The 12721-nt window shown below is 65.7% G+C and carries 12 protein-coding genes; 6 read left to right on the forward strand and 6 right to left on the reverse strand.

The genetic code is table 11. The annotated features are described in order from the left end of the window. Nucleotides 1-12 precede the first annotated feature (12 nt). Nucleotides 13-651, reverse strand: a complete 639-nt coding sequence (locus tag AC4LGL_RS09120) for a TetR/AcrR family transcriptional regulator (RefSeq protein WP_491838420.1) — start codon at nucleotides 649-651, stop codon at nucleotides 13-15. Nucleotides 652-728: 77 nt separating this feature from the next. Between AC4LGL_RS09120 and AC4LGL_RS09125 the strand changes: the two genes are divergently transcribed. From AC4LGL_RS09125 to AC4LGL_RS09140, 4 genes are read left to right on the forward strand one after another with little or no spacing between them, the layout of a single operon-like run. After that, on the forward strand, nucleotides 729-2306 hold the full coding sequence (locus tag AC4LGL_RS09125) for a bifunctional 3-(3-hydroxy-phenyl)propionate/3-hydroxycinnamic acid hydroxylase (protein ID WP_491838421.1): 1578 nt from the start codon (nucleotides 729-731) through the stop codon (nucleotides 2304-2306). Then, nucleotides 2303-3178: an alpha/beta fold hydrolase gene (locus AC4LGL_RS09130; protein ID WP_491838422.1), complete on the forward strand. Its 876-nt coding sequence runs from the start codon at nucleotides 2303-2305 to the stop codon at nucleotides 3176-3178. Before AC4LGL_RS09125 ends, AC4LGL_RS09130 begins: the two co-directional genes overlap by 4 nt. Continuing rightward, the gene (locus tag AC4LGL_RS09135; RefSeq protein WP_491838423.1) at nucleotides 3171-4172 is read left to right on the forward strand and encodes a VOC family protein; all 1002 of its coding nucleotides are present in this window, start codon (nucleotides 3171-3173) and stop codon (nucleotides 4170-4172) included. Before AC4LGL_RS09130 ends, AC4LGL_RS09135 begins: the two co-directional genes overlap by 8 nt. Nucleotides 4173-4184: 12 nt before the next feature. Next, on the forward strand, nucleotides 4185-5216 hold the full coding sequence (locus tag AC4LGL_RS09140) for an amidohydrolase family protein (RefSeq protein WP_491838424.1): 1032 nt from the start codon (nucleotides 4185-4187) through the stop codon (nucleotides 5214-5216). A gap of 127 nt (nucleotides 5217-5343) precedes the next feature. Here AC4LGL_RS09140 and AC4LGL_RS09145 read toward each other — a convergent pair whose 3' ends face one another. Together AC4LGL_RS09145 and AC4LGL_RS09150 are read right to left on the reverse strand one after the other, a co-directional pair. Next, nucleotides 5344-6486 carry an acyl-CoA dehydrogenase family protein gene (locus AC4LGL_RS09145; RefSeq protein WP_491838425.1) on the reverse strand — a complete coding sequence of 381 codons (1143 nt, stop codon included), beginning with the start codon at nucleotides 6484-6486 and terminating at the stop codon, nucleotides 5344-5346. Next, nucleotides 6487-7719 carry an acyl-CoA dehydrogenase family protein gene (locus AC4LGL_RS09150; protein WP_491838426.1) on the reverse strand — a complete coding sequence of 411 codons (1233 nt, stop codon included), beginning with the start codon at nucleotides 7717-7719 and terminating at the stop codon, nucleotides 6487-6489. Between the two features lie 200 nt (nucleotides 7720-7919). Between AC4LGL_RS09150 and AC4LGL_RS09155 the strand changes: the two genes are divergently transcribed. Then, complete coding sequence (locus AC4LGL_RS09155) at nucleotides 7920-8282, forward strand: PAS domain S-box protein (protein WP_491839313.1); 363 nt, start codon at nucleotides 7920-7922, stop codon at nucleotides 8280-8282. 2 nt (nucleotides 8283-8284) lie between these two features. Here AC4LGL_RS09155 and AC4LGL_RS09160 read toward each other — a convergent pair whose 3' ends face one another. Then, nucleotides 8285-8935, reverse strand: a complete 651-nt coding sequence (locus AC4LGL_RS09160) for a ScbR family autoregulator-binding transcription factor (RefSeq protein ID WP_491838427.1) — start codon at nucleotides 8933-8935, stop codon at nucleotides 8285-8287. Between the two features lie 13 nt (nucleotides 8936-8948). Next, nucleotides 8949-9629, reverse strand: a complete 681-nt coding sequence (locus tag AC4LGL_RS09165) for a TetR family transcriptional regulator (protein WP_491838428.1) — start codon at nucleotides 9627-9629, stop codon at nucleotides 8949-8951. Nucleotides 9630-9998: 369 nt separating this feature from the next. On the opposite strand from AC4LGL_RS09165, the gene AC4LGL_RS09170 reads away from it, so the two are divergent. Further along, complete coding sequence (locus AC4LGL_RS09170) at nucleotides 9999-10898, forward strand: FAD-binding protein (protein ID WP_491838429.1); 900 nt, start codon at nucleotides 9999-10001, stop codon at nucleotides 10896-10898. Here the strand turns inward: AC4LGL_RS09170 and AC4LGL_RS09175 are convergent. After that, complete coding sequence (locus tag AC4LGL_RS09175; RefSeq protein ID WP_491838430.1) at nucleotides 10845-12707, reverse strand: putative bifunctional diguanylate cyclase/phosphodiesterase; 1863 nt, start codon at nucleotides 12705-12707, stop codon at nucleotides 10845-10847. The two genes, AC4LGL_RS09170 and AC4LGL_RS09175, sit on opposite strands and share 54 nt — an antisense overlap. Nucleotides 12708-12721 lie beyond the last annotated feature (14 nt).

Genomic DNA, 12721 nt, shown 5'->3' on the forward strand with positions numbered 1-12721 from the left:
AGGTGGTTCCGGTCACGACGCGCTGTCCCCGGAGTTAGCGGCGATCAGCCGAAGGGCGGTGTCGTACAGCGCCTGGGCGTGCATTTCGAACAACGCCAACAGGTCGATCGAGTCGCCGCCGATCTCCTTGGCGACGAACAGTCCGTCGGCACCGGCGATCGCGTAGGTCACCAGCAGGTGAATCTGTGCTTCATCGAGTCCCACGGTGAATTCGCCGAGCGCCTCGTGCAGTGATGCGGCGGCCTGCTCGCGTGCCTGGATGAACATCTCGCGGGCTCGAGGTTCCACCGGGCGCCGTTCCAGGGCCAGCATGAGCCCGAGGCGGATGAAGTCGGGGGAGTCGAGGAGGGCCTTGGCGATCTGCGTGGCCAGGGCGCTGATCCGGTCCCGCGGCTCGCCCCCTTCGGGCAGGCGCCATGCGTTCAGCCACGAACCGAAACTGCGCTCGATGACCGCGGCGAGCAGATCGTCCTTGTCTTTGAAATGCCAGTAGATGGAGCTGGCCGGCAGTCCGCACTTCTTGCTGACCAGCCCGATGCTGGTGCCCTCGTAACCGCGCTCGGATGCGATCTCGGTGGCGGCGTCCAGGATTCGTTCGCGTGACAGTTCACCGTCGGCGCGCTTGCGGCGAGTTTTCGGTGCTTCCGACATCTTCTGCTCCCGGATGTTGACTCTGTAGTGATCGCTACATTACCGTATCGATCACTACAGAACAACCGGAGGCGGCAGTGAACATCCAGGACACCTATGACGTCGCGGTCATCGGCTACGGCCCAACCGGTGCCACCGCGGCGAACCTGCTCGGCCGGCTCGGCCTGACTGTTGTGGTGATCGAACGGGATCCAGACGTCTACGGCAGAGCCCGCGCCATCAGCACCGATGAAGAGGTGCTGCGCATCTGGCAGTCGGTCGGAATGGCGGACCGACTGCAGCAGGACATGCTGCCCGACCGGCCCGCGGCATTCGTCGACGCCGACGGCGTTCCTTTCATCGAGACGACGATCTTCGGGCGCGGTTCGGGCCACCCGCCCCAGCAGTTCATCTACCAGCCCGAGGTCGACCATGTCCTGCGTGAGGGAGTGGATCGGTTCGGCAACGTCGACGTGCTGCTCGAACACGAATGTCTGCGCGTGCTGGCCAAATCCGACCACGTCGAGCTGATGCTGGCTGATCTTCGCACCGACACCTTCAAGAGATTCCGGGCCTCCTATGTCATCGCCGCTGACGGCGGTTCTTCTCCGACGCGAGGACAACTCGGCATCGGGTATGCGGGTGACACCTACGCCGAGCGATGGATTGTCATCGACACCAAGGTGCTCAGGGAATGGGATGCTCACGATCGGCTCCGTTTCCACTGCAATCCGGACCGTCCCACCGTCGACTGTCCGACGCCGCTGGGGCACCACCGCTGGGAGTACCCGGCGCGGGCCGGTGAGGACGAGCAGAAACTGGTCACCGGGCCCGAAATCTGGAAGGTGTTGGGGGATCAGGGCATCACATCCGACGACGTCGAGATCCTCCGGGCGGTGGTATACAGCCACCATGTCCGGGTCGCTGATCGCTGGCGGGTGGGCCGCATCTTCCTGGCCGGCGACGCCGCACACGCCATGCCGCCATGGATCGGTCAGGGCATGTCGGCCGGAGTGCGCGACGCAGCGAACTTGTGCTGGAAGCTTGCCATGGTGCTGGCCGGTCGGGCGCCGGACACCCTCCTGGATTCCTATGAGGCCGAACGTAAACCGCACGTCGTCGAGGTCACCCGCCGAGCCTGCATCGTCGGTCGTGTGATCACCGAGCGCAACCGGGTCATCGCCGCGCTGCGCAACCATGCGCTGAGGGCACTGACCAAGCTTCCCGGGGTGCTGCGCGGCGGTCAGAAGCTCTATTGGATCCCAGATGCCCGGTATGACGGCGGTCTGTTCGCCCGGACCGGCAATCGAGCCGTGGGCTGGCAGATCCCGCAGCCATGGGTCGTCGACGACACCGGCGCGACGGTCCGCCTCGATGACGTCCTCGCCGGACGATGGGCGGTGCTCCACATCGGTGTGGCACCGGCGGGCGTACATGCATGGACCGATCTGGGTGCGCCCGTGATCGCGCTCGACGGACCGCGGGGCACGACGCGACCCGGGGCGGTCCGCGACCTCGACGGAACGCTCGTTACCTGGTTGCGGCGCAAGAAGGCGGCGACGGTGGTGTTGCGCCCCGACGGATTCATCTATGCCGCAGCCCGATCTGGGCAGCCGTTACCCGCACCTCCGGCCGGCTACCGGCCGGCACCGACCAAGACTGGAGCCCGCGCATGACCACCACCGAAGTTGCTGAACACACAGTGACCGTCGCGGGTCGGGAGATCTTCTACGCCGAGGCCGGTACCGGCCCCGCCGTGGTGATGTTGCACGGTGGGGGACCGGGTGCCTCCGGGATGTCCAACTACGCGCGCAACATCGACGCTGTCGCAGCACATTTCCGGGTCATCGTGCCCGATATGCCCGGCTATGGGCGCTCGGCGAAGGGCATCGACAAGAGCGATCCGTTCGGGTTCCTCGCCGACATGATCCGCGGCCTGCTCGACGAACTGGGCATCGAGACCGCACATCTGATCGGCAACTCCTACGGCGGCGCTGCAGCGTTACGGTTGGCGCTGGACACTCCGCATCGGGTCGACAAGATGGTGCTGATGGGCCCCGGTGGAATCGGCACTACCCGCGCACTGCCGACCGCAGGGCTGGGCAGGCTGCTGTCCTATTACACCGGCGACGGTCCCAGTCGCGACAAGCTCGCGTCCTTCGTTCGTAATTACCTTGTGTATGAAGGTAGTTCGGTGCCGGAGGATCTGATCGACCTGCGGTACCGGGCCTCCATTGATCCCGAGGTGGTGGCTGATCCGCCGCTGACCAGGCCGTCGGGACCGAAAGCGTTGCGCACACTGTGGCGCATGGATCTCACCCGCGACAACCGGCTCAAGACGCTGCAGACGCCCACACTGATCCTGTGGGGCCGAGACGACAAGGTGAACCGGCCATCCGGCGGCCCGATGCTGCTCGACGCCATGCCCAACGCTGAATTGGTGATGACCTCGCACACCGGCCACTGGATGCAGTGGGAACGCGCCGAATTGTTCAACGAACTCGTCACCGAGTTTCTCGGTCCCGATTCGAAGCTCGCTCATGCCTAGCGTGTTCGGCAACGTCCACCTCGGCTACGTCGTCATCGAGACCGAGAAGTTCGCAGATTGGCGGCGTTTCGGGCGCGACGGGGTCGGGATGCACCTCGACGACGTCCTGCCGGATTTCCTTCGGTTCCGGCTCGACGACCACGAATGTCGCTTCCTGCTGCAGCGTGGCCCGTCCGAGGATGTGGCGGCGCTCGGATGGCAAGTCGATGACCACGCCACGTTCGACGACATCGTCGGCCGCGTCGTGGGCCACGGTGTGCCGGTCACCGAGGGAAGCGCAGAGGAAGCCGCTCTGCGCGGGGTGGAGCGCCTCGTGCGGTTCCCGGGACCCAACGGATTGACGCAGGAGATCTTCACCCGGGCCCGTCCCGCCGTCACGCCACTGCAGATGACGGTGCGCGGCGGGTTCGTGACGGGTGACTGCGGCATCGGGCACGTGGCGATCACCACCAAGAAGCCACAGCAGGTGCGCGGTTACTACAGCACCGTGTTCGACGCCCGGTTGTCGGACTACATCGATGAGACGATCAGCGGCGTCAAGGTCAAGATACGGTTCCTGCGGGTCAATCAGCGTCACCACTCGGTGGCCATCGCCTCGGTGAACCGCCTACCCATCAACCCGATACGCACCCGCATCCAGCACCTCAACGTCCAGGTGGCCGACCTCGACGACATGACCACGTCATACCAACGGATCAGGGAACTCGGTTTCGGCATGGCGCTGGGGGTTGGGCAGCACACCAACGACCGGGAACTGTCCTATTACGCGATGACCCCGTCCGGGTTTGAATGGGAGGTGGGGTGGAATCCGTTGGTTGTCGACGAGGCGACCTGGGAACCCACCACCCACCAGGGCATCAGCATCTGGGGGCACACACCGGAGGGACAGACCGTCATCGACAAACTCGCCCAGTTCAAGGTCGGCGCCCGCTCGCTACTGCGAGCCGAGGACAGCGTCCCGGCGCTGGCCGGTGCCGGCATCGCCGACAGTTAGGGAAGGACGATCATGAATCGAATCGATACCCATCACCACATGATTCCGCCCGACTATCGAAAGGCGTTGCAGAAGGCCGGGATCGATGATGCCGGCGGACGTGCGCTGCCGGAGTGGAGTTCGGAGGGCTCGTTGCAGACCATGGCTGAGCTCGAGGTAGCCACCGCGATCCTGTCGGTGTCGACACCGGGCACCACCTTCCTGCCGAACCAGGCGGATGCGGCAGCACTGGCCATCGATCTCAACGACTTCGGAGCCGAACTGTTCGCGTCGCAGTCGGACCGGTTCGGATTCTTCGCCACGCTGCCGATGCCGCACGTCGAGGCGGCGACAACGGAGGCCATCCGTGCCCTCGACACACTCGGTGCAGATGGAGTGGTGCTCCTGGCCAACAACGCCGGAACCTACCTAGGGCAGGACGGACAGGACGAACTGTGGGCCGCGCTCGACGTCCGGTCCGCCGTGGTCTTCATCCATCCGGCCGACCTTCCCGCTCCGACGGTGCCCGGTGTGCCGCCGTTCGCGACGGACTTTCTCCTCGACACCACGCGTGCTGCCTACCTGTTGGTACGCAACGGGATCCGGCACAAGTACTCGAACATCAAATTCATCCTGAGCCACGCCGGCGGTTTCGTGCCGTACGCCTCGCACCGTATGGCGGTGGCCATCACGGGGGAGACCGGCCGCAGCCCGGCTGACGTCCTCGACGATTTCGCGAGCTTCTACTTCGACACCGCGTTGTCGTCGAGCGCCGCCGCACTACCCACGCTGCTCGCATTCGCCAAACCCGGCCACATCACGTTCGGTTCCGACTGGCCGTTCGCGCCGTTGGCAGCCGGGCAGTTGTTCGCCGCCGGCTTGGATACGTACGGCGGGCTGGATTCCCTTGCCCGTCAGGCGATCAACCGTGACAATGCGCTGGCGCTCTTCCCGCGGCTGGGTACCGCCCCAGCGGCCCCGGCACCGTCACCGCTGGATCAGGTGCGGCATCAGGCCACCCGGGCGGTGATGCGTGGAGTCGCGCGCCTCATCAACACCAAGTAGGCCGCGTTTGGGATACCGAAGAACACCGAAACTGAAGCCAGGGACAAGATCGGCGCCGATTCTGTCCCTGGCTTCAATTTCGGTGCGGGTCCAGCGTGCAGGTCAGTCCAGCCGGACCGCCGAGCCCTCAGCTCCGGGTCAGCTCCGCGTAACGGCCGACGTGGTAGTCGGTCGATCCGAACTCGTACTGGACCGCGGTGAGACGTTTGAAGTAGTGGCCGATCGCGAGTTCCTCGGTCATGCCCATGCCGCCGTGGAGTTGCACCGCGTTCTGCCCGACGAAGCGGGCGGCCCGTCCGATGGTGGCCTTGGCTGCTGATACCGCCTTGGCCCGTTGCGCGGGTTCGGCATCGAGGTTCAGCACGGCGAGATAGACCGCCGCCGAAGCCTGTTCGACTTCCATGTGCATGTCGACCATCCGGTGCTGCAGCGCCTGGAAGCTCCCGATGGGAATACCGAACTGCTGGCGTTGCTTGCAGTACTCGACCGTGTCGGCCAGCACCTTGCGCATTCCGCCGACGGCCTCGGCGCACACCGCCGCCGCGCCCTCGTCCCGGGCCAGGTCCAGTGACGGCCAGGCCTGCCCCTCGGCTCCCAGCAATGCCGAGGCGGGCAACCGGACGTCGGAAAATGTGAGGTCCGATGCCCGGCGATCGTCCACCGTACGGTACGGGTGCGCGGTGAATCCCGTTGTCAAGGAAGAGATATCGATCAAAAAGAGCGAGATTCCGTCGGTGTCCGCACGTTCCCCCGAGGTACGTGCGGTCACCAAGAGGTGGGTGGCCAGCGGTGCGTCGACGGCCATCACCTTGGCGCCGTTGAGAACCCACTCGTCGCCGTCACGTTGTGCGGTGGTGGACACGTCGCGCCAGTTGTCCCCGGAGGCCTGCTCGGTGGCGGCCAGCGTGACGATGGCCGAACCCGACACGATCTCCTCGAGCAGGGCCGCGGCGGCCGTGTCGCCGGACCGGTGCAGCAGGCCACCGGCCACCACCACGGTATCCACGAACGGTTCGATCACCAGGGCGTGGCCCAAAGCCTCAGCGATGACCATGGTTTCGACCGGGCCGCCACCGATGCCACCGGCTTGTTCGGGCAGGGTGGCGCCCAGGATGCCGAGCTCATCGGCAAAACCCCGCCAGATCTCGGGCTGCCAGCCGGGGCCGGTCTTGGCCGCGGCCCGGCTGGATGCCAGGTCGTAACGGCTGCCCAGGAACTTGGTCAGCCCATCGCGCAGCAGTTCCTGTTCGTTGGTCAGGTTGAAGTCCATCTAGAGCCCCAGTTCTGCCTTGGCGAGGATGTTTCGCTGAATTTCGTTGCTACCGGCGTAGATCGAGCCGGCCCGGTCGTTGAAGTAACGCAGTGGGGCGACCGCCTGCCAGGGGGCTCCGCTGTGGTAGCCGTCGGCGGGCGGGTCGTATTCGGCCACCGGTCCGCCCGGGAAAGTGGCGTGCGGTTGGTAGGCGCGGGCAAGCGGGCCCGCAGCTTCCATCGACAGTTCGGTCAGCGTCTGGCTCAGCTCGGTGCTCAGGACCTTGAGCATCGACGACGCCGTACCGGGATGGCCGCCCTCGGCCACCGCCGCCAGTACCTGGTACTCCAGGATTTCCAGCACATCGGTGCGGAGCCGGGCGTCGGCCAGCCGGCGGCTGAAGGCCGGGTCGTCGATCAGTCGACCGCCGGTCGGTCCCGGCATTTCGGTGGCGACCGCTGAGATCTCATCACCCAGCACCTGCAATGCCGGCGCGTTGGCGCCGCCGCCGCGCTCGAACTCCAGCAGGTATTTGGCCACGGTCCAGCCGTCGTCGATCGTGCCGATCACATTGGACTTCGGCACCCGAACGTCGTCGAAGAAGACCTGGTTCTGTACCTCTTCGCCGGAAGTCATGACCAGCGGGCGGATTTCGATGCCGGGTGAGGTCATGTCGATCAGCACGAACGTGATGCCCTGCTGCTTCTTGGCGCCGCGGGTGGTGCGCACCAGGGCGAACATCCAGTTGGCTTCCTGGGCGTGGGTGGTCCAGATCTTGCTGCCGGTGCACACGAGGTCGTCCCCATCGGACACCGCTGCCATCGACAGGGCGGCCAGGTCCGAGCCGGCCTCGGGCTCGGAGTAGCCCTGGCAGAAGAACACCTCGCCGGTCAGGATCCCGGGCAGGAAGAATTCCTTCTGGGCCTGCGTGCCGAATTTGATGATGGCGTGGGCCACCATGCGGATACCCATGGGCGAGAGCGACGGGGCGCCGGCGAGGGTCGATTCGCGGCTGAAGATGTAGTGCTGGGTCAGACTCCAATCGCAGCCGCCGTGTTCGACCGGCCAAGCCGGGGCGGCCCAGCCCCGCTCGTGGAGGATTTTCTGCCAGGCCATGCTGGCGTCGTGATCGGCATACACGCTGGTCATCAACTGGCCCGCGCGGCGGAGCTCGGGAGTCAGATTCTTGGCGAGAAAATCGCGAACTTCGTCGCGGAATTCCTGGTCGCTGGTCGACCACTTCAGGTCCATGCCTGCCCCTTCTGCTGGTGTCGCTCCACAGAGTAAACCTAGTTAATCAAGTGACGCACACCACCCCGCTCAGCGTTCGGTCCCCGACACCGGGGCACCGCCGCCAGATGTTGCTGGCCGGCGGTGGTGCCCGGCCCAGGTCACAGGCGATAATCGAGGGCGTGGAGCGTCGCCAGAGCGGTCAGGACCCTCAATCTCCGATGGCACTGCTGCAGAACCTGCCTGCGCTGGTGGTGCTGGAGAGGTTCCCGGTGCCGGTGTTGGCGATCGCCGAAGACGGCACCATCCTGTTCGCCAACAGTGCGTTCGGCGAGATGGTGGGTCGCGACGCCGATGCGGTCAAGAACATGCCGTTTGCTGAGGTGTTCCATTCACTGCCCGCCGACGAGTCCGCGGTCTCGGTGATGCGGGCCAACGCTGGGCTGCTCGTGGAGCTCGTCCATCGCGACGGCTCTATCGTGCGGGCGCGGATGAGCAAATCGGCGCTGTTGCGCGGCGATGATCCGGTGGCCTTGGCGACGTTCGAGGACCTCACCGAGCAGTTGTGGGCCGACGAGTTCTAGGGCTAGCCCGCGGCCTTCGCCCGGCGCAGCGACTCGCGTGCCAGGAACTCGCGGAAGTAGTCCAGCGACTCCCGGCTGACGATCGCGGGCAGCAGCAGATCCCACGTGCGGGCCACGCGTTCACGGAGTTCGGTGCCCGCAGTGGCGCGCGAGAGTGCCTCGGCGCCCAGCATGGACCCCAGGATCACCTCGGCGGCGCTCGCGACATCCAGGTTCTCGCGTAGATCGCCTTCCTCGGCGGCCTGGGTCAATTGTCGAGTGAGTTCGTCGAGCCAGCTGGTGTACACCCGGGTGGCGGCGACGTGGATACCGCTGAACGTTCGCAGCAGCTGCATGCCGATCTGGGCGACTTTGTCCGAACGGGTGAAGTCGGCCACGACGAACAACCCGTGGATCGTGTTTTCCAAAGCAGGCGAAGAGGATTCGGCGATGACGCGGAATGTGGTCAGCATGGCGGTGCCGCCGTCACCGATAATTGCCTCGGCCAGGGACTCCTTGGAGTCGAAGTGGTAGTACAGCGCGCCCTTGGTCATCTCGGCCCGCGCGATGATGTCGCCGAGACCGGTCGCGGGATAGCCCTGCTCGCTGAACAGGTCGACCGCGGCGGTGATGATCTTCTGCCGGGTCAGCTCGGATCGAGCCTGGCGTGCCATTGTGGCGTTCCTATCATTTGGTGCGGGGGTGCAGTGGAGCCACCTTTTTGATGCCCACTGCGGTGCGACGCCGGATGAACTGTTGCAGGTAGCCGAGCCGCTCTGGCTCGACGAACCCGGGCATCGCCAGCCGCCAGCTGTGTTCGAGGTCGGTGAGGAACCGCGGTGGATCGTCGAGGTCACTGGTCTGGCGTACGCCCAGGTATATCGACACCAACAAGCGGGCGACCGCTTCGGGGTCGGTGTCGGCCGTGAAATCGCCTTCGCCGATGGCCCGTTTGGCGATGCCGGCGAAGCCCTGCACCCATTCGTTCAGGACCCGCGGACCCACGTCGTCGGTCCGGCCGATGGATTCGACGAGGTTCAGGCAGGCCCGGGCCACCGGGTCGCCGATGTCTTCGGCGGCAACCAGGGCCGACAGATCGATCAAGGTTTCGGCTCCGGACAGATTGCGGGCCAGGACGTCTTCGACGGCCTTCTGGCCACGCAGTGTCCGATGTTCGACGATGGAGACCGCCAGTGCGTGCTTGGACCGGAAATGGAAGTAGAGCGCGCCCTTGGTGACGTTGGCGTCGGCGAGGATGTCGTCGAGGCTGACCAGGCTGTAGGGCGTGTCCGCGAACTGTCGCGCTGCCGCCTGCAGGATCTGGAGGCGTGTCAGCTCTGCTCGCCGGTCGAGCTGCTCAGTCACCACGGGGCCTTTCCTGACTCTGATCGGCCGGCGGCAGCTCGTGATTTCATCTCACCGCCAGCAGACTCAAAGTCTTCACCGTACGTGCATAACATTCTAAAGGTATGTATCGTGCTTAGGGTGATAACTCTTGGTTCGTCGCGGGTTGCCCGCCCGGCGGTGGCGCATGCCACGGTCGCGGGCGCTGTGGCGAGCGCCACCATTTGGCGGTCGGCAGTAGCCAAGGGCTATCCTGGAAACGTTGCCATGGCCTGCACCGGCAATCCCCCTCGAATCCCGGTGCGGGCCATGGCGACCTTAATTTCTGGTGCCTACCAAGATAATTCGATCTTGATGAGGCGCCCCGTGGTTCAGGCGGAGTGTCACTAGCCGATGTGGGATGACGAAGTCGACGTCGTTTGCTGTGGCTCGGGCTTCGGGGCGTTGGCCGCGGCCGTTGCCGCGGCGGATGCCGGGCTCGACGTGCATGTCGTGCGTCCGGGAGATCCTCGACCGGTCACGCTCGGACCGGAGACACCTTGGCTGGGTGTGGGCGTCCACGATGCCGAGACCCGCGAGTACTTCGATGCCCTGGCGGCGGACCTGACGCCCCTCGTCGACGCCGAGTGCGACAGCGCGCTGACGGTCCGGGCGGTCAGTGAATGGACGCCGGTTTCCGGGCGTGCCCGGATCGCGCCGTTCTACGGTTCTCGGCTGCAGGACTGGGCGCAGCGCTGCCTGACTTCTCCCTACGGCGTGCTCTACACGCGGTTGGCGGACCGGGGTACCACCTCGATGCGCTCCGGCACCGGTGAGGAGATTCAGGTCAAGCTGTTGGGCGCACTGGAGACCGTGACGGCCGCAGACACCACCTCGGTTCTCGGTGACTGGTTGTCGGCCCAGGCACGCGACCGGCAGATCCCGGCCGCGGACAACGGCACGCTCCAGCGCCTCGTGTTCGAGGAGGGCGAGGTACTGGGTGCAGTGATCGACACCGCAGACGGTCCGTTGGCCCTGCGGGCCCGCCACGGAGTTGCCGTATCGACCGAGCCTCATGGTGCCTCGGACTCGGCGGCCGATCAGCTCATCGAGCCGGGCAAGCCTGTGCAGGTAGGTCTGGTCGGCTACAGCGCGAGCAGATTCGGCCGCTTGGAACTGCTGGAGCTCGAGCTGGACGGATCGGGATCGGGCTATTGCAACTCCGGCCGGGTGCACGACTCGAAGCGCGAGTCGGCTCGCTCACATGCGCGGCGCGGCCGAGAAATGCACCGGTACCCGCCCTTTGGCCAGTAGCGCAGCCATCTCGTGGCCGAGGATCGGCTTGGACAGCAGGAAGCCCTGCGCGCGGTAGCAACCGTGGCGCAACAGCGTCAGCGCGGCCCGTTCGGTCTCCACCCCCTCTGCCACCAGTTGTAGGCCGAAAGCCCCGGCCAGGGCGATCACCGCACGCACGATCGGTAGGTCGCCCGGGTCCGAACCCAGGCCGGCGACAAAGCTGCGGTCGATCTTGAGGGTGTCCACCGGCAGGGACTTCAACAGCGACAGTGCGCTGTAGCCGGTGCCGAAGTCATCGATGGCCACCTGCACGCCCACCTTGTGCAGTCCGGACAACGTCGAACGGGTGGTTTCGATGTCCTGCACCACGATGCTTTCGGTGATCTCCAGGCAGACCGACCCGCGGGGCAGGCGGAACTCTTTCATGACGCCGGCCACCGAATCGACGAATCCGTCGGTCACCAGCTGCACCGGCGACACGTTGATGCGCAACACGATGTTGCGGCCGACACCGTTGGACCGCCACCGCGCGAACTCGGCACAGGCATTGCGGAGCACCCAGCGGCCCAGTTCGCCTGCCAGATTTATGGATTCGGCCACGCCGATGAACGAGTCGGGGGACAGTAGGCCGCGCGTCGGGTGCTGCCAGCGGACCAGGGCCTCGGCAGCCAGCACCTCGCCGGTACGCATGTCGATCTCGGGCAGGTAGTGCAGAACGAGCGCGCCGCTTTCGATCACGCTCTGCAGGTGCAACTCGATGTCGTTGCGGAAGTCGATCTCCATCGCCATCGCATCGGAGAACACCGTGACCCGATTGCCGCCGGAGTTCTTCGCGGTGAGCACCGCGTGATCGGCCCGGTTGAGCAGATCGGAGGTGGAGTCCCGACCGGGCATTCCTTCGGCCAAACCGATGCTGACGGTACGGGTGAGCATCTCGCCGTCGATGGTTACCCGTTCGCGCAGCACCGACTGGAGTCGGTAGGCCAGCGCGGTGGCGGCCTCGGCGGTCATCGACGCCGCGGGGACGACGACGAATTCGTCACCGCCGAGGCGCGCGATGAGCTTGGGCGAGTCGTCGCCGCGCTGTAACCGCTCGGCCAGGATGCTGATGAAGGCGTCACCGGCGGTATGGCCCAGGTAGTCGTTGATCGCCTTCAACCGGTCCAGGTCGAAGAACATCACCACGACGGGGCCGGGCTGGCCCGGAGCCAGCCGGGCTTCCAGGTGGGCCATGAGCGCCCTGCGGTTGTGCAGCCCGGTGAGGTGGTCGTGATCTGCGAGGTACCGTAGGCGGTCCTCGGCCTCGATGCGGGCCTGCACCTGGGCGAACAGCGAGGCGATCGCTTTGAGTGCATTGAGCTCTGCGGGTAGCCACTCGCGGTCACCGAACTTGACGAATCCCAGGACACCGGTGGTGATGTCCCCGGACAGCAGCGGCACACATGCCATGGATGTGCTGGGGATGTGGCGTCCGGCCTCGATCGTGCGCTGATAGTCGTCGGTGGCCGGCTCGGGACGGAACACCGCCGGTTCCTTGAGGTGCTCGGCCATCGCGAACACCGGGTCGGCATCGGCGAAGTGGATGACCGCGATCGGGTCGGTCGGTGTGTCCTGCGGGCGCGGCGGCCACTCGGCCACGAGTCGGGTCGCATGTGCCTCGTGATCGTTGTGACGCAGGAAGCTCACGTCCACATCGAAAAACGAGACCAGCTCGGCCAGAACCTGTTGGCTCACCGAAACCGAGGTCGCGGCATCGACCGCCATCAGTTGCGTGGCGACCGACGTGACGAGCAGTTCGAGGCTGCCTGGCACCAGATACCTCCGCATATACCTCTGCACCG

This window comes from Mycolicibacterium arcueilense, assembly GCF_058536225.1.